Source organism: Pseudooceanicola aestuariicola (assembly GCF_045763785.1).
Lineage (GTDB): Bacteria > Pseudomonadota > Alphaproteobacteria > Rhodobacterales > Rhodobacteraceae > Pseudooceanicola.
The window spans coordinates 388,109-411,806 of the sequence record NZ_JBJGSF010000001.1; the positions used below are offsets into that span (position 1 = coordinate 388,109).

At 61.3% G+C, this 23,698-nt stretch carries 23 protein-coding genes; 16 read left to right on the plus strand and 7 right to left on the minus strand.

Translation table 11 applies throughout. The features are described from left to right. Positions 1-3 precede the first annotated feature (3 nt). Positions 4-1,221, minus strand: a complete 1,218-nt coding sequence (locus tag ACI3GR_RS01760) for a multidrug effflux MFS transporter (protein ID WP_407492145.1) — start codon at positions 1,219-1,221, stop codon at positions 4-6. Between the two features lie 224 nt (positions 1,222-1,445). On the opposite strand from ACI3GR_RS01760, the gene ACI3GR_RS01765 reads away from it, so the two are divergent. From ACI3GR_RS01765 to ACI3GR_RS01795, 7 genes are all read left to right on the plus strand, one after another. Then, on the plus strand, positions 1,446-2,978 hold the full coding sequence (locus ACI3GR_RS01765) for an acyl-CoA carboxylase subunit beta (RefSeq protein ID WP_407492146.1): 1,533 nt from the start codon (positions 1,446-1,448) through the stop codon (positions 2,976-2,978). Between the two features lie 18 nt (positions 2,979-2,996). Then, positions 2,997-3,350: a hypothetical protein gene (locus tag ACI3GR_RS01770; protein ID WP_407492148.1), complete on the plus strand. Its 354-nt coding sequence runs from the start codon at positions 2,997-2,999 to the stop codon at positions 3,348-3,350. Next, on the plus strand, positions 3,347-3,748 hold the full coding sequence (locus ACI3GR_RS01775; RefSeq protein ID WP_407492150.1) for a DUF6497 family protein: 402 nt from the start codon (positions 3,347-3,349) through the stop codon (positions 3,746-3,748). The genes ACI3GR_RS01770 and ACI3GR_RS01775 overlap by 4 nt, the downstream gene beginning before the upstream one ends. Before the next feature lie 214 nt (positions 3,749-3,962). Then, positions 3,963-4,103 carry a hypothetical protein gene (locus ACI3GR_RS01780; protein WP_407492151.1) on the plus strand — a complete coding sequence of 47 codons (141 nt, stop codon included), beginning with the start codon at positions 3,963-3,965 and terminating at the stop codon, positions 4,101-4,103. Between the two features lie 72 nt (positions 4,104-4,175). Beyond that, on the plus strand, positions 4,176-4,535 hold the full coding sequence (locus tag ACI3GR_RS01785) for a hypothetical protein (RefSeq protein WP_407492153.1): 360 nt from the start codon (positions 4,176-4,178) through the stop codon (positions 4,533-4,535). A gap of 361 nt (positions 4,536-4,896) precedes the next feature. Further along, positions 4,897-5,115, plus strand: coding sequence for a hypothetical protein (locus tag ACI3GR_RS01790; protein WP_407492155.1), 219 nt, complete (start codon positions 4,897-4,899; stop codon positions 5,113-5,115). Between the two features lie 137 nt (positions 5,116-5,252). Beyond that, positions 5,253-7,283: an acetyl-CoA carboxylase biotin carboxylase subunit gene (locus ACI3GR_RS01795; protein WP_407492156.1), complete on the plus strand. Its 2,031-nt coding sequence runs from the start codon at positions 5,253-5,255 to the stop codon at positions 7,281-7,283. Between the two features lie 86 nt (positions 7,284-7,369). On the opposite strand, the gene ACI3GR_RS01800 is transcribed toward ACI3GR_RS01795, so the two are convergent. After that, complete coding sequence (locus tag ACI3GR_RS01800; RefSeq protein WP_407492157.1) at positions 7,370-7,888, minus strand: DUF4174 domain-containing protein; 519 nt, start codon at positions 7,886-7,888, stop codon at positions 7,370-7,372. A 170-nt stretch (positions 7,889-8,058) separates the two neighbouring features. On the opposite strand from ACI3GR_RS01800, the gene scpA reads away from it, so the two are divergent. From scpA to ACI3GR_RS01825, 5 genes are all read left to right on the plus strand, one after another. Beyond that, positions 8,059-10,188, plus strand: a complete 2,130-nt coding sequence (gene scpA / locus ACI3GR_RS01805) for a methylmalonyl-CoA mutase (RefSeq protein ID WP_407492159.1) — start codon at positions 8,059-8,061, stop codon at positions 10,186-10,188. 166 nt (positions 10,189-10,354) lie between these two features. Then, on the plus strand, positions 10,355-10,846 hold the full coding sequence (locus ACI3GR_RS01810) for a GNAT family N-acetyltransferase (RefSeq protein ID WP_407492161.1): 492 nt from the start codon (positions 10,355-10,357) through the stop codon (positions 10,844-10,846). Between the two features lie 31 nt (positions 10,847-10,877). Next, on the plus strand, positions 10,878-11,576 hold the full coding sequence (locus ACI3GR_RS01815) for a TerB family tellurite resistance protein (RefSeq protein ID WP_407492163.1): 699 nt from the start codon (positions 10,878-10,880) through the stop codon (positions 11,574-11,576). Between the two features lie 38 nt (positions 11,577-11,614). Then, the gene (locus ACI3GR_RS01820) at positions 11,615-12,625 is read left to right on the plus strand and encodes an endonuclease/exonuclease/phosphatase family protein (RefSeq protein WP_407492165.1); all 1,011 of its coding nucleotides are present in this window, start codon (positions 11,615-11,617) and stop codon (positions 12,623-12,625) included. Between the two features lie 30 nt (positions 12,626-12,655). Beyond that, on the plus strand, positions 12,656-13,027 hold the full coding sequence (locus ACI3GR_RS01825; protein WP_407492167.1) for a hypothetical protein: 372 nt from the start codon (positions 12,656-12,658) through the stop codon (positions 13,025-13,027). Positions 13,028-13,030: 3 nt separating this feature from the next. Here the strand turns inward: ACI3GR_RS01825 and ACI3GR_RS01830 are convergent, their stop codons facing one another. After that, positions 13,031-14,578 (minus strand): Ppx/GppA family phosphatase, encoded by a 1,548-nt coding sequence (locus tag ACI3GR_RS01830; RefSeq protein WP_407492169.1) that lies wholly within the window; start codon positions 14,576-14,578, stop codon positions 13,031-13,033. Between the two features lie 265 nt (positions 14,579-14,843). Here ACI3GR_RS01830 and ACI3GR_RS01835 point away from each other — a divergent pair, with 265 nt between their 5' ends. Beyond that, entirely contained in the window at positions 14,844-15,701 is an 858-nt protein-coding gene (locus ACI3GR_RS01835; protein ID WP_407492170.1) for a class I SAM-dependent methyltransferase, read from the plus strand. An 11-nt stretch (positions 15,702-15,712) separates the two neighbouring features. Here the strand turns inward: ACI3GR_RS01835 and ACI3GR_RS01840 are convergent, their stop codons facing one another. From ACI3GR_RS01840 to ACI3GR_RS01850, 3 genes are read right to left on the minus strand one after another with little or no spacing between them, the layout of a single operon-like run. Then, complete coding sequence (locus ACI3GR_RS01840) at positions 15,713-17,887, minus strand: RNA degradosome polyphosphate kinase (protein WP_407492171.1); 2,175 nt, start codon at positions 17,885-17,887, stop codon at positions 15,713-15,715. 54 nt (positions 17,888-17,941) lie between these two features. Then, positions 17,942-18,622, minus strand: coding sequence for an HdaA/DnaA family protein (locus ACI3GR_RS01845; RefSeq protein ID WP_407492173.1), 681 nt, complete (start codon positions 18,620-18,622; stop codon positions 17,942-17,944). Between the two features lie 3 nt (positions 18,623-18,625). Then, entirely contained in the window at positions 18,626-19,696 is a 1,071-nt protein-coding gene (locus tag ACI3GR_RS01850; RefSeq protein ID WP_407492174.1) for an AI-2E family transporter, read from the minus strand. Between the two features lie 484 nt (positions 19,697-20,180). Here ACI3GR_RS01850 and proS point away from each other — a divergent pair, with 484 nt between their 5' ends. From proS to ACI3GR_RS01865, 3 genes are read left to right on the plus strand one after another with little or no spacing between them, the layout of a single operon-like run. Beyond that, a complete protein-coding gene (gene proS / locus ACI3GR_RS01855; protein ID WP_407492176.1) occupies positions 20,181-21,518 on the plus strand; it encodes a proline--tRNA ligase in 1,338 nt (445 codons plus the stop codon). A gap of 4 nt (positions 21,519-21,522) precedes the next feature. Next, positions 21,523-22,491, plus strand: coding sequence for a serine hydrolase domain-containing protein (locus ACI3GR_RS01860; RefSeq protein ID WP_407492177.1), 969 nt, complete (start codon positions 21,523-21,525; stop codon positions 22,489-22,491). Positions 22,492-22,539: 48 nt separating this feature from the next. Continuing rightward, complete coding sequence (locus tag ACI3GR_RS01865; protein ID WP_407492178.1) at positions 22,540-23,040, plus strand: DUF2937 family protein; 501 nt, start codon at positions 22,540-22,542, stop codon at positions 23,038-23,040. Here ACI3GR_RS01865 and ACI3GR_RS01870 read toward each other — a convergent pair. Beyond that, positions 23,000-23,674, minus strand: a complete 675-nt coding sequence (locus ACI3GR_RS01870; protein WP_407492179.1) for a hypothetical protein — start codon at positions 23,672-23,674, stop codon at positions 23,000-23,002. The genes ACI3GR_RS01865 and ACI3GR_RS01870 overlap by 41 nt on opposite strands. Between the last annotated feature and the right edge of the window lie 24 nt (positions 23,675-23,698).

Below are 23,698 nucleotides of genomic sequence, written 5' to 3' on the forward strand. Positions count from 1 at the left end.
ATTTTACTGACGCAGCTGACGTTCCCGCAGCATCACCAGAAGGATGGCGATCAATCCGGCGATGGTCGTACCCAGCATCACGCCGATCAGGGGCAGTTCATTGCTGTCTTGCGTCAGCACCAAGCCGCCCACCGCCGACAGGGCCGCGCCGCCAAGGATTTGGATCGACCCACCCAGCCCGGCTGCGGTGCCTGCAATATGCGGGCGTACGGACAGCATGCCCGAAGTACCCGACGGAATCGTCAGACCGTTGCCAAGGCCGACCAGGGTCATAAAGCCGAAGAACACGTAAGGTCCGCTGATGCCGTTGGCGGTCAGAAGGAACGACAGGCTTAGCCCGGACACTGTGATCAGGCTGCCGACCAGCACCATCCGGTTCACGCCGATCCGGGTGGCGTAAAGGCCGGTCAGCCAGTTGCCCATGAAATACCCGATCGCAGGCGCGCCGGTGAAATACCCGAACTGTGCTGGCGTCATCTCAAAAACGTTGCTGGCGACGAAAGGCGCGCCGCCCAGAAAGGCGAAGAACGCGCCAGAGGAAAGGGCGGTCGCCATGCAATAGCCCCAGAAGCGGGGCGATTTGAACAGTTCGGGGTATTCGCCGAACTGCCGCGCGATGGACATCTGGCTGGGCGTTCCGGTTTCGCCCAGGTCCAGCCACACGACGATGAAAACGACCAGACCAAAGCCGAACAGAACCCAGAAGGTCGATTGCCAGCCGAAGGTTTGGTCCAGCACCCCACCGATGGCCGGGGCGACCATCGGCACCACGGACATGCCCATGACGACGTATCCAAGCATCGACGCCGCCCGGTCCGCGGTGTGCATGTCGCGCACCACGGCGCGGGACAGCACCATCGCCACCGCTGATGTGGCCTGGAGCGATCTGAACAACAGGAAGGCCACGATGTCGGTCGAATAGATGCAGCCAAGCGTCGCGACGCAAAAGACGCCCATGCCCCACAGGATCACAGGCCGCCGCCCGTATTTGTCAGCTAGAGGTCCGACAAACAGTTGCAGGATGCCATTGGTCGCCAGAAAGACCGCGACCGACAACTGGACGTAGCGATAGGGCGCCTCGAAGTAGGCGGCCATGCTGGGCAGCGACGGCAGGAAGATGTTCATCGCAAGCGCCGTCATCGACGACAGCAAAATCAGCGTCGACAGATGCGGCGGACTGTCGTGTCGCAGGTAGCGGGGGGCTTGATCTATCATGGCCATCGAAATGCGTTACGCGGGCGTGAAGTCAAAGTCCATGCTCGCGTCATGTATTTCACGCAATAATGTCGTTGCGTCAATTTAGTTAGCTGATTTGCAATTAGCTGCGGCATTGCTGCCAACAATTTGCAAATTTGCCAAATCGGGCTTTGGTCCGATCGGCAATGGCCCTATGGTCCGCTCAGATTGGACGGGGCCATTGCGGCCCGTCAAGAGGAGACAGCCCCATGAAGGATATCCTGCAAGAGCTTCAGGACCGCCGCGACGCCGCCCGTATGGGGGGTGGCCAGAAACGGATCGACGCACAGCACGCCAAGGGCAAATTGACCGCCCGCGAACGGATCGAGCTGTTGCTGGATGCCGACAGCTTTGAAGAGTTCGACATGTTCGTTGCGCACCGCTGCACCGACTTCGGCATGGAAGAGCAGCGCCCTTACGGTGATGGCGTGGTCACCGGCTGGGGCACGATCAACGGCCGCATGGTCTATGTCTTCTCGCAGGATTTCACGGTCTTCGGCGGGTCGCTGTCGGAAACCCACGCCCAGAAGATCTGCAAGATCATGGATATGGCGATCCAGAACGGCGCGCCGGTCATCGGTCTGAACGACTCGGGCGGTGCGCGTATTCAGGAAGGCGTCGCGTCGCTGGCGGGTTACGCCGACGTGTTCCAGCGCAACATCATGGCCTCGGGCGTGGTGCCGCAAATCTCCGTCATCATGGGCCCCTGTGCCGGTGGTGCGGTGTACTCGCCCGCGATGACCGACTTCATCTTCATGGTGAAGGACTCCAGCTACATGTTCGTGACCGGCCCCGACGTGGTGAAAACCGTGACGAACGAGGTCGTGACCGCCGAAGAACTGGGCGGCGCATCGACCCACACGAAGAAATCGTCCGTCGCGGATGGCGCGTTTGAAAACGATGTCGAAGCGCTCGCCGAAGTTCGCCGCCTTGTCGACTTCCTGCCGCTGAACAACCGTGAAAAGCCGCCCGTCCGCCCGTTCTTTGACGAACCCGGCCGGATCGAGACGTCGCTGGACACGCTGATCCCCGACAACGCCAACACGCCCTACGACATGAAGGAGCTGATCCTGAAAATCGCGGACGAAGGCGATTTCTACGAGATTCAGGAAGATTACGCCAAAAACATCATCACCGGGTTCGTCCGTCTGGAAGGGCAGACCGTGGGTGTCGTCGCGAACCAGCCGATGGTTCTGGCGGGCTGTCTGGACATTGATTCCAGCCGCAAGGCTGCGCGTTTCGTCCGCTTCTGTGACGCGTTTGAAATTCCGATCCTGACGCTGGTCGACGTGCCCGGCTTCCTGCCCGGTACCGGTCAGGAATACGGCGGCGTGATCAAGCACGGCGCGAAGCTGCTGTTCGCCTATGGCGAAGCAACGGTGCCCAAAGTCACCGTGATCACTCGTAAGGCCTATGGTGGTGCCTATGACGTGATGGCGTCGAAACACCTGCGCGGTGACTTCAACTATGCTTGGCCCACCGCGGAAATCGCCGTGATGGGCGCCAAGGGCGCGGTTGAGATCCTTTATCGTTCTGAACTGGGCGATAAAGACAAGATCGCTGAGCGGACGCAGAACTATGAGGACCGCTTCGCAAACCCCTTCGTGGCTGCGGAGAAGGGCTTTATCGACGAGGTGATCCAGCCCCGGTCGACCCGCAAGCGGGTGGCGCGGGCCTTTGCATCCCTGCGCAACAAGAAGCTGCAGAACCCGTGGAAAAAGCACGACAATATTCCGCTGTAACGGATCAGGCGTACCCTCATGGCTCGTAATTCCTGGCATATGCTGCGTGAAAACGGCGCGGTCGTGCTGACGCGGCAGGTGCCGCCTCAGTTCGATCTGTCGGCCGAGGCGCGGATCAACGTCAGTGGCGGTCTGTCACTGTCTGCGCTGGCGCAGCAGGTGCGTCAGGACACGTGGCGCGCCCTGCGGGCCGTGCGGGGCTTCGCGCCTGCGGTCCGTGTCGAGAGGGATGCCGATACGGTCACGATCACCTCGGGTGGGCGTGTGCCGCGGACGGGAAATATGGCGTGGATCGAACGCAAGGTGCAGGACGTTCTGGACGATCCCGCAAATCGCCGCCGCTGGCTGGCGCATGCAGGACGGCGGTCATGATCGGTGCACGGAATATAGTCGTGGCAATGGGGGCGCTCTGCGCCGCCACGACCGCGGTCTGGGGGCAGGAGGAGCCCCCGGCCGTGCCCTCTGGTTTGGCGTTGTCTTTGTTCGAGGTGCTGGAGGAGACCCAGCCCAACGGATCACTATGGCTGCGCCTGCGGTTCGTCGCGCCTGAATTGGCGGCAACCCCGCGCGAGGCGATCCAGACCGACTTTGACGTGCTGTGCAGCGATTACGCCCTGACCTATCAGCCGTCGGCGCAAACGCCTGCGGAACAGGCGGTCATCTCGATCTCGTCCGAACCGATCGCATTTGGCACCGCGGCCCCCGATGTGCCGCAGTATTTCGAGGCCTATCGTCTGGAAGATGGCGCCTGTATCTGGGAGGCATTCTGATGCCCCTACAATATCTAGCGCCATCGGCACCTTGCCGCCGTCAGGCTGCGTCTTTCCCGTCACAGCGGTCCCGCCCCGAAAGCTGCCAGTATAAAAACGGTAAATTTTGGGTTAAGGTGACTCAAGGCGGTTCCCAAGACCTGCCCTTAAACAGCCGGCGGGCCCCGAAATCCTTTGGGGTGCGCTCGGCCTGCGTAAATAACAGGAGACTTAGATGTCCAAGAGCATCAAACTTACCTTCGCATTTGGCCTCGTCGCTTTCGCAGCAGCCTGTGCTCAGCCCGAGCCGGAATACGTTGAAGTGCAGCCTGCACCCATCTCGTCCGAGCCGGTCTACACCGGTAAGTACAAGTAATACCTCTCGGGGTTGGGCCTTCGGGCCCGCCCCGACCCACATGCTTCACGGCGCAACTCAAGAGGTGCGGCCATGATGAAGCATCGCGGTTTCCCCGGCCGTCTTCGGGGCACTGATTTCCAATTCACCATCCGCCGCGCCAATCCCAAGGGCGCCACGCCGCTGATCCGGCGCGAACGCTATGCCGACCGCAGGGCGCCTGACCGCCGTGCCGACGAAGGGTTTCTGGCAGCGCTTTGGGATCATTTCGGCGATCAGCCGTTCGAGAGGGGCAATCTGGACGCGGGCCGCCTGTCGTGGCTGTTCGGTCGCGAAGTCGTCGCGGTTGAAGACCCCTTTGACCCCGAAAGCTACGACGCGCTGCTACAGATCGATGAAGACGTCGCGCGCCAGAACTTCCCCCAAGTCTTCGAAGGGGGTGTCGAATGGTAAGCGCAACGGCACAACCATCGCGGATGATGGGCAAATTTCTGCCCGCGTGCGCCATGCATGGGCAAAATCCGGCCCAAAAAATCCTGTTTGGCAAAATGACCTTTGACGGCCGTAATTTCGCAGGCAGCATCACCCGTGTTGCCAGACGGACTTATACCCGTCGGGTGATGGGTCACTACCGTTACCCTTCCCTAAATGGGCGGTCTGATGTCCCCAAGGTCAGACCGCCCGCCCTTTTTCCCAAAATGGCGCAGGCCCTTGAGACTCGGCGATTTTTCGCCTGCATCCGAAAATCCTTGGAACAATCCGTGCGCCCGGATGTTAATGTCGCAACACGCATTACAACAGGAGATACGGAACGATGCGCAGAGCAAAGATTATCGCCGTGGCATTCGCTGGCTTTGCAGGCCTTGCAGCTTGTGGTGACACGGTTGGCGAACAGGCACTCGTGGGTGGTGCCGCTGGCATCGGTACCGCAGCAGTCACCAATGGCAACGTCGGCACGGGCGCAGTCATCGGCGCAGCAGCCAACGTCGCGTACTGTCAGTCGAACCCCGGCGCCTGCCGGAGCGTCAACTGATCTGACGAATTCCACCCGTCGGGCATTGCCCGCGGGTCACACAACTTTTGAACCCCGTAGCAGCCATTCTGCCGCGGGGTTTTTGCATGCAAACGCGCCCCGGCATACGCGGGCCAAAGACCGAGGGAAGGACTGAAATGTTCGACAAGATCCTGATCGCCAACCGGGGCGAAATCGCCTGCCGTGTGATCAAAAGCGCGCGCAAGATGGGCATCAAGACGGTGGCCATCTATTCTGACGCCGACAAGAACGCGTTGCATGTGTCCATGGCGGACGAAGCGGTGCACATCGGCCCGCCGCCCGCGAACCAGTCCTACATCGTGATCGACAAGGTCATGGAAGCGATCAAATCCTCGGGCGCGCATGCCGTGCACCCGGGCTATGGCTTCCTGTCGGAAAACGCCAAATTCGCCGAAGCGCTGGAGGCAGCCGGTGTTGCCTTCGTCGGTCCCCCGGTCGGTGCGATCGAGAAGATGGGCGACAAGATCACCTCGAAGAAGATCGCGCAGGACGCTGGCGTATCGACCGTTCCCGGTTACATGGGCTTGATCGAAGACGCGGACGAAGCCGTCAAGATTTCCAAGGAAATCGGCTATCCCGTGATGATCAAAGCCTCCGCCGGTGGTGGTGGTAAAGGTATGCGGATCGCTTGGAACGACGAAGAAGCCCGCGAAGGTTTCCAGTCGTCCAAGAACGAAGCGGCCAACAGCTTTGGCGACGACCGTATCTTCATCGAAAAGTTCGTGACCCAGCCGCGCCACATCGAAATTCAGGTGCTTTGTGACAGTCATGGCAACGGCATCTATCTGGGCGAACGCGAATGTTCGATCCAGCGCCGCAACCAGAAGGTCGTCGAAGAAGCGCCCAGCCCCTTCCTGGATGAAGCCACCCGTAAGGCGATGGGCGAACAGGCCGTCGCGCTGGCACAGGCCGTGGGCTATGCCAGCGCCGGGACGGTCGAATTCATCGTCGATGGCGACAAAAACTTCTACTTCCTTGAGATGAACACCCGTCTTCAGGTGGAACACCCGGTGACCGAACTGATCACTGGCGTCGATCTGGTCGAACAGATGATCCGCGTCGCCAATGGCGAAAAGCTGACCATCACGCAGGATGATGTGACCCTGACCGGTTGGGCCATCGAAAACCGTCTGTACGCCGAAGACCCGTACCGCAACTTTCTGCCGTCGATCGGTCGCCTGACCCGTTACCGCCCCCCGGCGGAAACCGCCGCCTACCAGCCCGGCACCAAGCCCGGTGATGCAGGCGACGTGGTCGTGCGGAACGACACCGGCGTCTACGAGGGCGGCGAGATCTCGATGTACTACGACCCGATGATCGCCAAACTCTGTACTTGGGCCCCGACCCGCGAAGCCGCGATCGAGGCGATGCGCGTCGCGCTCGACAGCTTTGAGGTCGAAGGCATCGGTCACAACCTGCCGTTCCTTGCGGCCGTGATGGACCATCCTAAGTTCGTCAGCGGTGACATGACCACCGCATTCATCGCCGAAGAATACCCCGACGGCTTCGACGGCGTCGAACTGGGCGATGACGACCTGCGCCGCGTCGCGGCCGCCGCCGCCGCCATGAACCGTGTCGCTGAAATCCGTCGCACCCGCGTGTCGGGCCGGATGGACAACCACGAACGCCACGTGGGCGAAGATTGGGTTGTGACCCTACAGGGCCGCGATTTCGACTGCACCATCGACGCCTATCAGGGCGGATCGACGGTCACCTTCTCGGACGGCACGGCAGTGAAGGTCGAAGGTCAGTGGACCCCCGGCGATCAATTGGCCGATATGACGGTCGACGGTGCGCCGTTGGTTCTGAAGGTTGGCAAGATCTCGGGCGGGTTCCGCATCCGCAGCCGTGGTGCCGACATGAAAGTTCACGTGCGCAGCCCGCGCCACGCCGAACTGGCCCGCCTGATGCCCGAGAAAGAGGCGCCCGATACCTCCAAGATGCTGCTGTGCCCGATGCCCGGTCTGGTCGTAAAGATCGACGTGGAAGAAGGGCAGGAAGTGCAGGAAGGTCAGGCGCTGTGCACGATCGAGGCGATGAAGATGGAAAACATCCTGCGTGCCGAGAAGAAGGCCATCGTGTCCAAGATCAACGCAGGCCCTGGCGACAGCCTGGCCGTCGACGAAGTGATCATGGAGTTCGAGTGATCCATGCCGGCCTGCGCCACATCGTCAGATCATCTCCTCGCACGGCACAGGCCGTGCGGGGAGGATCAGGCTGTGGCGCGTGCCGATCAGTTCGGCGCGGTTCCCGGCGACAGGTTGCCCTGCTGGTCGCGGATTTCCTGTTGCCGCAGTTCCGTCTTGTCGATGGAACGTGAGATTTCGCGTACATCCCATGGGAAGGGTTTTCGCAGCTTGATCTGCCCGTCCTTGCCCACCAGCACCAGCATGAAGCCACGGGGCCGGAAGGTTTCGCGCAGCGGGCTGGGATCGTCTGGTTCGGTGTCCAGAAATACGACCACGTCGCGGTCCAGCATTGGTCCCGGCACTTCGCGCAGTGCTTCGACCTGGCGGCGGAAATTGGGATCGTTGGGGCTGTCCGCAAAGACGATCAGCACGCGTTTTTCCCATTTCAGCGCGGTCAGCGTGTCGGGGCGTTCATTGGGGAACAGCCCGTCCGTGGCCTGCGCCGCGGGTTCTGTCTGCTGGGTTTCGGGCGTCGTCCCTGCCGCAGCATCCACCGCGGCCACATCCTGCGCGGCTAATGGGCCGCAGGCCAGAACAATAAGACTTGCCAATAGTTTGCGCATGGATCGGGAACCCTCCGTTCCTACCGATATAGGCACGAACGCGCCGTTCGTCATCTTTTCCCGCCCGAATAAAACACTTGTGACCTTACGCCGCGATTGGCTGGTCACACGCCAACAGCCTGCCAGATGCGCCAATGCCGCATCCCGAGCCGCATGAAAGGACCCCTGACATGACTTCGAAAAAAGACGCCTGGACCGAACTTGCCAGCAAGGAAATGAAAGGTCGCTCTCCGGATGAGCTGAACTGGGACACGCTGGAAGGCATCACGGTCAAGCCGCTTTATACCGAAGAAGACACCGAAGGGCTGGACCACATGGGATCGCTGCCCGGTATGGCGCCTTTCACCCGCGGCCCCAAAGCGACGATGTATGCAGGCCGTCCCTGGACGATCCGTCAGTACGCCGGTTTCTCGACTGCCGAAGAATCCAACGCCTTCTATCGCCGCAACCTGGCCGCTGGTCAGCAGGGCGTGTCGGTCGCTTTCGATCTGGCCACACACCGTGGATACGACAGTGACCACCCCCGTGTGGTCGGTGACGTCGGTAAGGCCGGTGTGGCCATCGATAGTGTCGAGGATATGAAGATCCTGTTTGACGGCATTCCGCTGGATCAGGTCTCGGTCTCCATGACGATGAACGGTGCGGTGATCCCAATCCTCGCCAGCTTTATCGTGACGGGCGAAGAGCAGGGGCACGACAAATCGCTGCTGTCGGGGACGATTCAGAACGACATCCTGAAGGAATTCATGGTGCGGAACACCTATATCTATCCGCCCCAGCCTTCGATGAAGATCATTTCCGACATCATCGAATACACCTCGAACGAGATGCCCAAGTTCAACTCGATCTCGATCTCCGGCTACCACATGCAAGAAGCCGGCGCGAACCTTGTGCAGGAGTTGGCCTACACGCTGGCAGACGGTCGGGAATACGTGAAAGCGGCGATCGAGGCGGGCATGGACGTCGATAAATTCGCGGGCCGCCTGTCGTTCTTCTTTGCCATCGGCATGAATTTCTTCATGGAGATCGCCAAGCTGCGCGCCGCGCGGACCCTGTGGCACCGCGTGATGACCGAGTTCGGGGCGAAAAACGAACGCTCCAAGATGCTGCGGACCCACTGCCAGACCTCGGGCGTGTCGCTTCAAGAGCAGGACCCCTATAACAACGTGATCCGCACGGCCTATGAAGCGATGAGCGCGGTTCTGGGCGGCACCCAGTCGCTGCACACCAACGCGCTGGACGAAGCGATTGCCCTGCCGACCGACTTCTCTGCGCGGATCGCGCGGAACACCCAGCTGATCCTGCAGGAAGAAACGCAGGTGACCAAGGTCGTCGATCCGCTGGCGGGCTCTTACTACATCGAAAGCCTGACGGATGAGCTGATCAACAAAGCTTGGGAGCTGATGCAGGAAGTCGAAGAGATGGGCGGTATGACCAAGGCTGTTGCGTCCGGCATGCCCAAGCTGCGGATCGAAGAATCCGCCGCCCGTCGTCAGGCCATGATCGACCGCGGCGAAGAAGTCATCGTTGGCGTCAACAAGTACCGCAAGGACAAGGAAGACCCGATCGACATTCTGGACGTGGACAACGTCAAGGTCCGCGAATCTCAGGTCGCCCGGCTTGAGAAGATCCGCGCCGAGCGGGATGAAGACGCCTGCACCAAGGCATTGGACGAACTGACCCGTCGCGCGAAAGAGGGCGGCAATCTTCTGGAAGCAGCGGTCGAAGCCGCACGCGCACGCGCCACCGTGGGGGAAATCAGCATGGCTATGGAAAAGGAATTCGGCCGCCACCGCGCCGAAGTGAAAACCCTGGCGGGCGTCTACGGCGCAGCCTACGAGGGCGACGAAGGCTTTGCCGCCATTCAGAAAGACATCGAAGCCTTTGCCGAGGAAGAAGGTCGCCGCCCGCGCCTGCTGGTCGTCAAAATGGGCCAGGACGGCCACGATCGCGGCGCCAAGGTCATCGCCACCGCCTTTGCCGACATCGGGTTCGACGTGGATGTTGGCCCGCTGTTCCAGACGCCGGATGAGGCCGCGCAGGACGCCATCGACAACGACGTGCACGTCGTCGGGATCTCGTCTCAGGCCGCAGGTCACAAGACGCTGGCGCCGCAGCTGATCGAGGCGCTGAAGGAAAAGGACGCGGGCGATATCATCGTGATCTGTGGCGGCGTGATCCCGCAGCAGGATTACGATTTCCTGAAAAAGGCGGGCGTGAAGGCGATCTTTGGGCCGGGGACCAATATCCCGTCGGCGGCGCAGGATATCCTGAAGCTGATCCGCGAAGCCCGCAGTTAAGCGGCGGGTCAGGCCGGGCAGGGGGCTGTCTGCCCCCTCTTGGCCTTTGGCCAATTCACCCCCGAAGGGTATTTATCGACCAGAAGAAGCAGGGGCGCGGCATTGGCTGCGCCTCTTGCCTTTTGCGGACGGGTGCAGAATGTGAAGCTCTAACCGGAGAGCCCCCATGACCACCATCCGCCCAGCCACGCCCCAAGACGCCGCCGCCATCCAAGCGATCTGGCTGCCAATCATCCGCGACACCACCGTCACCTTTTCGTCGCTGGAACGGAGCGTCGAGGATATCGCCGCCTTTATTGCAGACCGACAGGAACGCGGGCGCGAGGTTTTCGTGGCAGAGCAGGGAGGGACGGTCGCGGGGTTCGCCACCTACGACCAGTTTCGCGGCGGCAACGGGTATGTCCATGCGATGGAGCATTCGATCGTGTTGGGCCCCGACGCCCGGGGGCAGGGGATGGGGCGTGCGCTGATGCAGTCGGTGTGTGATCACGCGGCAGCGGCAGGGGCGCATACGATGATGGCAGGCATCAGCGGCGAAAATCCAAGCGCCATGGCTTTCCACGCAGCGATCGGGTTCACCCAGGTCGGACGGATCCCAGAGTCTGGCCGAAAGTTCGGTCGCTGGATTGATTTGGTTCTGATGCAGAAAATCCTCTGACATTGCCGCAGTGCCGCGATAAACTGATCCTATGTCCGTCTGGAGCCGCATATCCGAAGCCGTGTCCGCCCTGCGCCGGGGCGAGGGCCTGTCAGAGGTCTTTGACCGACTGCGCGCGCCGCCCGAACGGTCGGTCGCGTTCACCATCGCGGTGATCGCGCTTGGCGCCAAGATGGCCAAGGCCGATGGGCAAGTCACACGCGACGAGGTGACAGCCTTTCGAGAGGTGTTCCAGATCGCCGAAAAGGACGCGGGCGAGGCGGCGAAGGTCTTTAACCTCGCGCGTCAGGATGTGGCGGGATACGACCTCTATGCCCGCCGGATTGCTGAAATGTTCGGACCAAAGTCCGAGGTGCTATGCGATCTGATGGAAGGCCTGTTCCACATCGCGATGGCCGACGGCGGCTATCACCCGTCAGAGGATGCGTTCCTGAACGACGTCGCCCATATCTTCGGTATGGAGGAGGCGCGGTTCCGCAACCTGCGCGCCCGCTTTGTACCGGATGCAGAGCCGGACCCCTACGCCGTTCTGGGCCTGACGCCTGATGCGGACATGGACGAGGCGCGCGCCGCATGGCGCAGGGCGGTGAAAGAATGCCACCCCGACCGGCTGGCGGCACGCGGCCTGCCGGAAGAGGCGCAGGGCATGGCGGAAAAACGTCTGATAGCCATTAACCGTGCCTGGGAAGAAATTAGTGCCAAGAAGCCAAGCGGCGCGATCGCGCTGTGATGCCTTCGGGCTGGTGCGATAGGGCTGCGTGAAACCCAATGCGGATCGTCAGCTACAATATCGAGTGGTTTGACGCCCTGTTTGACGATGCGGGCAACCTGCTGACCGACGGCGCGTGGTCGGCGCGGCGTGATGTGACGCGGGATCAGCAGGCAACGGCCATCGCAACGATCCTGCATGCGATCGACGCCGATGCTGTGATGGTGATCGAAGCCCCCGACACCAACAGCCGCCGCAACACGGTGCGCGCTTTGCAGACCTTTGCCGAGGAGGCGGGGTTGCGCACGCGGCAGGCGATCATCGGGTTTCCCAACCAGACCCAGCAGGAAATCGCCCTGTTGTACGACCCGGACGTGATCACGGCCGAGCATAAGCCCATGGGCCTTCCCGACGCGCCACATGCGCCGCGCTTTGATACACGGTTCCGCATCGATCTGGATGTGGACGCCACGCAGGACGAGGTCCAGTTTTCGAAACCGCCGTTGGAACTGGCGGTCACGACCGCCTCTGGCACGGTCTTGCGGATGATCGGTGTCCACCTGAAGTCCAAGGCCCCGCATGGCGCAAGCTCGCGCGATGAGGTGATGCGTCTGTCGATTGCCAATCGCCGCAAACAGCTGGCGCAGGCGATCTGGCTGCGGCAACGCGTGATGCAGCACCTGACAGACGGGGAAAGCCTGATCCTGATGGGCGATCTGAACGATGGTCCGGGACTGGACGAATACGAAGACCTTTTTGGCCGATCTTCGGTCGAAATCGTCGCCGGAGAGCCGCCCCACCACCTGTTCGATCCCCACGCCAGAGAGGCGCTGTCGGCGAAACTGGCGGCGGCACCAACGTCGGCCCGGTTCTACATCGCGCCGGAAAAGCGGTACCTGCAGGCGCTCTTAGACTACATCATGATTTCGCCTGACCTGATGACACGCAGCCCCCGCTGGCGCATCTGGCATCCCTTCGACGATCCCGATTGCTGGGCGCAGCCAGAGCTTCGTGATGCGCTGATCACGGCCTCGGACCACTTTCCCGTGGTGCTGGATATCGACCTGTGATCTTCCTATCGGCGCGGCACACCCTATATCATGGCCATGAAACGCATCGCCCTGATCCTTGCCCTGACACTTCCCGCGCCTGCCCTTGCGCAGGATGAAGGACCGTCGCTGATGGAGCGGGGGATCCGCATGTTCTTTGAAGGGCTCGCGCAAGAGATGGAGCCCGCCATGCAGGAGCTGCGGTCACTGGTTGATGAGGCCGGTCCCGCCATGGAGTCGTTCCTGCGGGAAATGGGGCCCGCGCTGAAGGACGTCTTCGAAGAAGTGAAGGATTTCTCGGTCTACGAGCCGCCAGAGGTTCTGCCCAACGGCGATATCATCATGCGCCGGAAAGAACCGCTGGACCCGACCGAGCCAGAGACCAGCGAAGAGCTTGCACCCGGCGAAGAGATCGAGCTGTAGCCTTTACCCGACCATCTTCAGGTCAACGGTCGCGTTCAGCGAACTGGCCAAGGACTTCAGGCGCGACATGGCGACCTCTCCCAACAGGGGCCAGGCGGCTTGGGTCAGGCGCAGTTCCAGAACTTTTTTCTTGGGGTACCAGCGGAATTCGCCTGGGATGGAATCCTGTTCCAGCCAGAGCATCGCGCCGAACCGCATGGCTTTGCCAACGATTTCGGCCTGTAGCTTTTCTTCGTCAGTCAGATAGTCGTACAGGTTCTCAAAGGACGTGCCTTCGCGCTTGTTGCGATAGCGGTGCAGCAAGGCCAGCCCAAGGAATATCCGTTCCTTATGCTTCAACCCGCCAAGGTTCGCGCGGGTGGCGTTGTCGAAGCAGACCTCGGCCCGATAGTCGGGGTGCGCCCGCCACGTCACGTCGTGCAGCAGGCAGGCGGCTTTGATGATGCGTACCCGTTCAGGCTTGGCCGATTTGAAGATCGGCTTGATGAAATTGTACAGCGTGCGCCCGAAACCGGGCAGGCGGGCGTCCTTGGCTTCGGCAAAGCGGCAGGCTTCGATCAGGGGATCGCGGTCGCGCAGCGCCTGAGGCATCTGCTGGTATAGCATGCCTTCGCGGATCCCATAGCTCGACACCGCGATGTCGCGCGGACGGAAACTTCCAACGATGGCGCTAAGAACTTCGGAGGCGAAGGGCACCAGCTCCATCCGTGCGGATGAGATACCGCAACGGCCGCGCAATTCGTCCAGATCGCTTTCACGGATATATTCGGCGGTCGCGCGGATGGACTTGGTCGACATGCGGTATTCGTGCAACACGTGCAGCGGATAATTCTGCCGGTCCATATCGATCCGGGCGATGGCGCGCCATGACCCGCCCACAAGGAACAGGCGGTCCCGCTGATCGCCCATCTGCTCCAGCAAACCTCCGACGACCTCTTTGATATAGGCTTTGCGCCCTTTGCGCCCGCCCTTGATTTCACGTAGCTTCAGCGGCCCGAGGGCCGAGGTCACACGCCGCCCGACCTGACCGCCCTTGATCTCGGCCAGCTCCATCGACGAACCGCCGATATCGCAGACCAGACCGTAGCTGCCGGGCCACCCCAGCAAGACACCTTGCGCTGAGAGGCGGGCCTCTTCGGCGCCGGGGATCACATTGATCTTAAGGCCCGTTTCCCGGAACACTTCGTCCACGAAGGCCTGTCCATCTTCGGCGTCGCGCACGGCAGCGGTGGCGACGGCGGTCAGGGGTGTTGCCTCCATCCCATGCGCCAACAGTTGGAACCGTTTGATCGCCGCCAAGGCACGTGCGCGGCCTTCCGGGTTCAGGTGCCCGGTTTCCGACAGGCCAGCCCCCAAGGCGCACATGATCTTTTCGTTATAGAAATAGGCAGGGCTGCGGGCCGCGCCGTCAAACACCACCATCCGGACCGAGTTCGATCCGACATCCACCACGCCCACGCGGTTCAGATGACGGACAGATGGGTCTGCGAACAACGGGCGCTGAAAAGGCCCCCAATCGTTCACGTCTCCGACGTCGGAGTTTGGTTCCATGATCCACGGCCTGCAACTGCTAGTCCCCCTCTTATTTGCAGCCACGTCGCCCGCCGTCAACCAACAGCACTCAAGCCCCGCAATTGCACCTAAGAAACAACGCCGCGGGCCGAATGTGCTGAGATATCAAAGCGATCAACGATCCGGCGCACACGCGGGGCGCGCCAGATCGTTGCCTGATCGCCACCTGATTGGCGTAGGAAAAATGCGAATATGACTGCATCTAGCGCTTTTTGCCTCGGTCGGTTCTGCTAGTTTGCCCGCCATGACAAAGCAAAGAATCGACAGCCGCGCGATCGGCCTGGAAGTTGGAAACGAAATCGCGAAATGGCTGACCGGTGCGGAAAACCTGCACTATGGGCTGTGGGACGAGTTAGAGGTCAACGCTGGCAACCTTGGCCGCGCGCAATCGGCCTATACGGACAAGCTGTTCGGTTACCTGCCCGAGGGCCAGCTAAGCATTCTCGACATCGGTGGCGGCGCCGGGGAAACCGCGCGCAAACTGCTGGCACTGGGGCATCAAGTACAGATTGTCGTGCCGTCTGCCTATTTGGCTGACCGCTGCCGCGCCAATGCGCCGGGTGCCACGGTGCACCTGTCGACGTTTGAGGAATTCGAGACGCAGGAGACATTTGACCTGTGCCTGTTTTCCGAAAGCTTTCAGTATATCCCCATGGACACTGCGCTGCTCAAGGCACTGGGCATGACCAAGCCCGGCGGGCATGTCCTGATCGCGGATTGCTTCCGGTCGGACGGGATGGTCGTGGCGGACGATATCCGCCCTGCGGGTGGCGGACATAACTTCACGGCGTTTCAGGCTTACGTCGAAACCCTACCGGTCGAGCGTGTGGCCTTCGAAGAGATCACCACCTCTGTCGCGCCTTCCATCGATCTGGAACAGTCGTTTTTCCATGTCTTCGGCAATGCCATAGGGCGCATCGACGACGAACTGTCGACCAAGCGCCCCAAGACCCGTGGCGGCCTGATGATGTTGCTGCGCACTTTCATGGGCAAACGAAAGATGCACCGGCTGAACGAACGTCTGCGTGCCTCGCACCGGACGAGCGAGAATTTCATCCGGGACAACCACTACGTCATCACGAAGCTGAAGAAATCCGCCTGAGCCCCAGGCGCTTAGTCGGCGTCGTGGGTCAGGACGGGCACATCTTTGGCCCCCGCAGACCCGCGGCCCGATAGCGACGGGTTTTCCATGAAGAACCGATGGCAGTTAAAGGCGAATTCGCCTTCTTCGATCTGCGCGCGGTCGAAATGACCATCGGGCTTCATCACCCAGCTTTGCGCCTGATCGGCAAGGTTCGCCGCCATGATCTGGCTGACGATCTGCGCCTTGACCGTGGGGTTCGTGATCTCGACCAGCGTTTCGACCCGGCGGCTTAGGTTGCGGCCCATCCAGTCGGCAGACGACATGAAGACGCGCGCCTTTTTCGACGGCAGACCATGGCCATTGCCGAAACAGACGATCCGGCTGTGCTCCAGATAGCGGCCAACGATCGATTTCACCCGGATGTTTTCCGACAGGCCCTTCACGCCGGGCCGGATGCCGCAGATGCCGCGAATGACCAGATCGATCTTCACACCCGCTTGCGACGCCTTGTAAAGCCCGTCGATGATCTCGGGATCGATCAGGGAATTCATCTTGGCCCAGATTTGTGCCGGACGGCCTGCGCGGGCGTGCTCTGCCTCGGCCTCGAACTGCTCTAGCAGGAAATCCTTCATCCAGTGGGGCGAGATTTTCAGATTCTCAAGGCTTTCCGGCAGGGCATAGCCCGAAAGATAGTTGAACACCTTCGTCGCATCGCGCCCCAGCGACGGGTCACAGGTGAAAAAGCTGAGGTCGGTGTAAATCTTGGCCGTGATCGGGTGGTAGTTGCCGGTTCCATAATGCGTGTAGGTGACCAGCTGATCCCCTTCGCGCCGCACTACGGTGCTGATCTTGGCGTGGGTTTTCCAGTCGACGAAACCATAAACCACATGCGCGCCCGACCGTTCCAGCCGGCGCGACTGACGGATGTTCGCCGCCTCATCGAACCGGGCTTTCAACTCCACCAGTGCCGTCACGGATTTTCCGTCTTCGGCCGCGTCACACAAGGCGGCGACGATGGGGCTGTCCTTAGAGGTCCGATAAAGCGTCTGTTTGATCGCCACCACGTCCGGATCATGCGCCGCCTGTTCCAGAAAGCGCACGACCATGTCGAAGGTTTCATACGGGTGGTGCAGCAGCATGTCCTTCTGCCGGATCGCTGCGAACATGTCGCCGTCATGGTCCTGCACTCGTTCGGGCACGCGCGGCGAAAAGGACGGCCACAGCAGGTCGGGGCGGTCGTCGATCACCAGTTCCTTAAGATCGGAAATCCCGATCAGCCCTTCGACTTCGACAACCTCGTCGCCGGTGACATGCAGCTCTCTCATGATGACCGACCGCAGCAGGGCGGGCGCATTGGCCGAGATTTTCATCCGCACCACTTCGCCACGGCGGCGACGCTTCAGCGCGGTTTCAAATTCGCGCACAAGGTCTTCGGCCTCTTCTTCGACTTCAAGGTCGCTGTCGCGCAACACGCGGAAAGAGCATGATCCTTTCAGCCGATAGCCGGGGAAAAGCCGGTCGATGTTCAGCAGCAGCAGGTCTTCCAACGGCAGGAACCGCACGGTGCCATCGGGGCTGGGCAGGCGCAGGAACCGGTCGATCTGTTGTGGGATCGGCAGGAGCGCCATCAGGCTATGCTTGTCGCGCTTCCGCTCCAGCGTCAGGGCCAGCGAAAAGCCCATGTTCGGGATGAACGGGAAGGGATGCGCGGGGTCGACGGCCAGCGGGGACAGGACCGGAAAGACCTTATGCAGGAAGACGTCCGCCAGATAGGCGATGTCATCCTCGCTCAGTTCGTCCCGCTGCAGCACGATCAGGCCTTCGTCGCGCATGTCTTTTTGCAGCTGGTCAAGGATCGCCTGCTGACGGCCCATCAGTTTGCGCGCGTCTTCATCGATCAGGCTTAGCTGTTCCGAAGGTGTCAACCCATCAGCGGCGGCACCGGTATGCCCTTCGCGTGTCAATTCGCGCAGGCCTGCGACGCGCACGGTGTAGAATTCGTCAAGGTTCGTCGCGCTGATCGACAGAAACCGCAGCCGTTCCAGCAGCGGCACCCTTGGGTTTTCCGCCTCTTCCAACACCCGCCAGTTGAACCCGAGCCAGCTAAGTTCCCGGTTCACGAACCGCCCCGGACCGTTCAGGTCAAGATCGGGCAGGTCAACGGGGGCTGGTATGTCGGATTTCAGGAAATCTGCGCGTGTCATCAAAAACCTATCGGGGGGTGTTCACGGCCTTACTGGGCTAGAACTGAAACAGATTTATGACGCATCGGGCGGTAGATTGTCCAGAACCTCACGAGCCATGCGCACGGTGATCGCGCGGCGTTCCAACAGCGACTGGCGATCCAGATCGTCAACGACACGGCGCGCTGTTTCAAAGGATCGATCCATGTGACGCACAAGGTAGCTCAGGACATTGGGCGGCACGTTCAATTGCCGTTCGCCAAAAGATTTCGCCAGCAGGGCGGTCAGCAGACCATCGTCAGGCAGATCCAGCGTGGCCGACTGCGCGCCTTGAATTCGGCTTCGCAGGTCAGGCAGGGTCAGCGCCCAACCCGCCACGCCGGGCGCCCCCGTCATCAGCAGGGGGTGGCCGTTTTCTCGCATCAGGTTGTGAAGGTGGAACAGGCCTTCTTCGGCGCTGCGGTCGCCGATCCGGTCAACGTCTTCCACGACGACGGGACTATGCGCCAACTCTGGCGCGATCTGATCGGTCAGGTCCCGCGCCGCGATCATCCGTGCACCGGCAGCCTGTGCCCAGATATGCGCCAGATGCGTTTTGCCTGAACCCCGCGGCCCGGTCAGCAGCAGCTTGCCTGACGGCCAGTTCTGCCATCCGTCGATCATCGCCAAGGCGACGGCATTGCCGGGCGAGACGACGAAATCGGAACGGCCCAGCCCCGGAAGGCGGGGATGTTGCAAAGGAAGCGGTTCTGTCATGGCTCAGCCTCGTCCGGCGTCCTCATCCAGACCGCGATACAGCCGCGAATCTCGATACCGCGAGATGATGAACCGCATCAGCACGCCAATGGCCGCGGCCACAGGCACGGCGACCAGCATCCCCACGAACCCGAACAGCGACCCGAACACCGATAGCGCAAAGATCAGCCAGACCGGATGCAGACCCACACTGTCTCCTACCAGCTTGGGCGTCAGCACGTTGCCTTCGATCACCTGACCGATGACAAAGATGCCCGCGACCAGACCGATGGACACCCAGTCGCCCCAGAACTGAAACAGCGCTAGCCCGATAGCCAGCGCGCCGCCAACCAGCGCCCCGACGTAGGGAATAAAGGTGATCAGCCCGGCAAAGGCCCCGACCACCAGCCCGAATTGCAGGCCGACCAGCATCAGGGCAACGGCGTAATAGGTACCAAGGATCAGGCAGACGGTGCCCATGCCACGAATGAAGGAAGCCAGCGTCTTGTCGATGTCGCTGGCCAGTTTGCGGATCGTCGGCGCATGGTCGCGCGGCAGCAGGCTGTCGACTTCGCCGACCATGCGGTCCCAATCGTAAAGCAAGTAAAAGGCCACGACCGGCACGATTACGAACAGCATGATCACGTTCAAAAGCGACCCGACCGAGGTCAGCGCCGTTTCCAGCAATTGGCCGCCCTTGGATTGAATCGTTTCGGCCACCGCAGTCAGGGATTGCCGCAGGGTCGAGTCCTCGTTCAGCAGATCAGGGAAGCGCGCGGTCAGGAATGCCTGAAAATCTTGCACAACCTTGGGGATCGTGTCGAACAGCTGGACCGCCTGATTGATCAGCGTCGGGATCACCAGAAGCGCCAGCAGGACGAACACCAATATCCCCACCAGCGTGATTGTCGCGGTCGCGGCGGCCCTGCTAAATCCTGCGCGTTCCAGACGGTCAGCCACAGGATCAAGGAAATAGGCGACCGCACCGCCCAGCACAAAGGGCAAGATCACATCGCCCAGCCACCACAGCATGACCAGAAAGACCGCCGCCGCGATCCCCCAGTATTTCAGCTGATCTCTGACTGGTAATGCCATAGGGCCTCCGTTCGCGGTGAAAATGGCCTTTAGCGCAGGGATGCGCAAGGGCTGGCTGCACCTATGCGACCTATACTTTTCGGTAGTATTTCAGTATCATTAAAGTGACGTGTCGATTCCCTCGGCATCTGGTCAACTGGCCGCGCTCCGGCAAATAGTGGGTTACCCGAAGTCAGAGGCTTAGCCTCGTGGGGCGCGGCTGCTTCCGACCTAAAGTTTACGACCAAAGTCGGAAAGCATCAGATCGTACGGGCTATTCCCCAGTGCCTTTGCGATTGCCTGCGCCTCCATCATCCCCAAGTCATGGTGGCGCAGGCTCAACCTATCCGCCCCAATGACGCGTATTGTTTCTATTTCCAGGACAATCCGCCGACAATCACCTCATTATCTCGAAGGTGCGCGCTAGGAGGTCCCCTCGACGCCGCTTGTTCGGCGCAGCGAAATCGCCTAATCCACACGGGCCAATAACCAAAGGTCCGACCGCATGCGCCTAAGCCGCTATTTCCTGCCCGTTCTCAAGGAAACCCCCGCCGACGCCCAGATCGTCAGCCACCGCTACATGCTGCGCGCGGGCATGATCAAACAGGCCAGCGCCGGGATCTACTCTTGGCTGCCGCTTGGCTACAAAGTGCTGAAGCGGATCGAACAGATCGTGCACGAGGAGCAGCAGAAGGCCGGGCATATCCCGATGCTGATGCCGACGCTGCAGTCGGCAGACCTGTGGCGTGAATCCGGTCGCTACGACGACTACGGTCAGGAAATGCTGCGCATCACCGACCGCCATGATCGCGATATGCTATACGGCCCGACCAACGAAGAGCTGATCACCGACATCTTCCGCAGCTACGTCCGGTCTTACAAAGATCTGCCCCTGACGCTGTACCATATCCAGTGGAAGTTCCGGGACGAGATCCGCCCCCGGTTCGGCGTGATGCGCGGCCGCGAATTCCTGATGAAGGATGGCTATAACTTTGACCTGACCAAGGAAGACGCGCTGCACGCCTACAATCGTCACCTTGTCAGCTATCTGCGGACCTACGAACGCATGGGGCTTCAGGCGATCCCGATGCGCGCCGATGGTGGCCCGATTGGCGGCGACTACACCCACGAATTCCTTGTGCTGGCGGAAACCGGTGAATCCGAGGTTTTCTACGACAGCGAAATCACCGACCTGACCTTTGGCGACCGCGAGGTCGACTTTGACAATGTCGAACAATGTCAGGCCGTGCTGGAGGAATTCACTTCTCGGTACGCCCGCACGGATGAAACCCATGACGAGGCGCTGTTCAACGAAATCCCCGAAGACCGCCGCCGTGTCGCGCGCGGTATCGAGGTGGGCCAGATCTTCTATTTCGGTACCAAGTACTCCGAAGCCATGGGTGCAAACGTCCAGACCGCCGAGGGCACGCAAGTTCCCGTGCACATGGGGTCGCACGGGATCGGTGTCAGCCGTCTGCTGGGCGCGATCATCGAAGCGAGCCATGACGACAAAGGCATTATCTGGCCGGAGGGCGTCACGCCCTTCCATGTCGGCATCGTGAACCTGCGTCAGGGCGATGACGAAACCGATGCGGCATGTGAGGCGCTTTATGCCTCGTTCAAGGCGCTTGGCCTTGATCCGCTTTATGATGACCGGGACGAACGCGCCGGCGGCAAATTCGCGACGATGGACCTGATCGGCCTGCCATGGCGCATTACCGTTGGCCCCCGTGGGTTGAAAAATGGCGTGGTCGAACTGACCTCGCGCCGCACCGGCGAAAGCGAAGAGATGCCGCCGGAAGAGGCGGTCAAACGGATCGCCGCGATCTACGAAGGCGTCTGATCCCATGTGGCGGTTGGTCCTGATCCTGACGGTGGCTGCAACGGTCACGCAGGCTCAGGCCCCCGCCGACCGGGTCGCCGACTTTCGCACCGCGCTAGAGCTTTGGGTGAATGATGCGGGCGTGACCCGCGCAGCACTTGCCCTGCGGTACGACAACGAACCTGTCGAAACCGTGACCATCGGCATGGAGGCGGATCAGCCCGTCGATCTGGCGTCTCTCTCCAAGGCGATCACCGGGGTCTGTATCTCGGCTCTCGTCGATCAGAACCGCATCACCTACGACACAGAGGCGCGGCAGGTGCTGAACCTTCCACAAGCCGCGCGGGTGACGATCGGCGCCTTGCTAAGCCATGCGACGGGTCTGGAAAAAGACCACACTCAAGGGCCTATGCTGGCGTGGAAGGGCGATCCCACACCGCGCTGGCCGCAGATAACCGAGGCCGCGCTGGACCCCGACCGCCTGACCGACGGCACGCCCAAATATCACTACAGCAACGAAAACTACGCCGTTCTTGGATCGGTGATCGAAGCCGTCACAGGTCAACCCTACGACGCTGCCTGCCGGGAACGGGTGCTGGCCCGCGCAGGAGTGAAGGGCGACCCGTCCGACCTGTTTGCGGGCTATCTGCCGTGGGGCGGTTGGGCGATGAGCGTCGGCGACTACGCGCAGTTCGTCGATTACGCTTTCGGGGCAGGGGGCATCCTGACCGACCGCTTGGCGCAGCTGCCCCGCCAGCAGATCGACGGCCCGGTCTACTACGGCATGGGCATGACGCAGCGCGATTTCCGCGATGGCCAGAACGTCTGGCACTTTGGCGCGCTGTGTTTCAACGACGGCCCGAACCTTGGCAGCTATGCCGTGCGTTTCGTCAACGGATGGACGCTGACCGCGTGGTACGACGCCTGCGTGACATGGCCCCAAATGATCGAATTGGACGGCGCCTTGGCGGGGATTGCTTTTGCGGGGGAATGACCGCGCCGGAAATCTCGCCTATAGTTAGGGGATGGGTGGGCAAGCTTCATGATCGCACGGGCGCTGACACTGGCCATCGGGATCACCGGGGCGGCGGGGATGTCGCAATTCCCCGAATATTCGCAGCAATACCTGCAAAGGTTGGCTGGCTCGGTCGAGGAACTGGGACGTATCGTCGAGGATTTCGACCGCTCGGCGAAGGCCGAGGGGCTGACCAGGGACGAAGCGTTGGCGTCTATGACCGGGTCATCCTTTGTGGAACGCCGACGCACCGACATGTCGCGCGCCATCGCCCGTCACGAACGGCTAAGCGCGGATTTGCAGGCGCTGCGGGGGGCCGGGCCTTTCACACGCGCCTACCAAGTCGCAAGGTTCGACGATGCGGACCTGATGCGGGGCACGGCCGAAGATTTCCGTCCCGCGCTGCCCCTGACCTTCGAAGGGGCGGTCTTTGCCGGGGCAGGGCTGGTCATCGGTTTGCTGGTCGCAGGGCTTTTGGGCGACCTTCTCAGGCTGCTGAGCGCACCCTTCCGTCGCCGCCCTGCCTGACCGCCTCCGCCTCGCGTCGCAGCGCGGCGTCCAGCTTGGCCGACAGGGACTGGCGGGCGCGGCGGCTGCGGATCTGACGGGTCTGGCTGTCCTTGGGCAGGAAGCGACGCCGGTCCTGGCCGTGATAGACGCCATAGCTTTGCGATGCGGCGACCAGCAGGTGATCGTAGGTGCCATCGGCCGTGATGGTCACTTTGACGTCTTCTAGGTCCTTTGCGTGCGCATCGATCCCTGCGGCGGCCATGGCCCGGTCGATCAGGTCACCAAGCGCGCCGATGTCCCGCGTCTCGGCGCTTTTCAGCGGACCTTGGTTCGACAGGCTGCGCGCACTGGGGTCTTCTTCGGCATTATCTTCGTCAAACAGGTCTTCGGTCACCACGGCCGTGTGCTGTTCGCCAGCCACTGTGACATCCACGATCACAGCCGACACGTAAATCGGCTCTGCTCCCATGTTGCCCACAAGGATATGAGCCCGGTCGTGGTTGCCCGCGATCCGGTTGATCAGAATGTTCGACCGCTTTTGCCGCCGAAAACTGACGATGAAGATATGCAGGTAGACGACCCAGACAGCCGCCGTCACCAGCTGCACACTGGCGGTGATCAAGGTCGAGTTATTCTGTATCCAGTCCAGCATCAGGCCTCCTGCATCCTTAACACG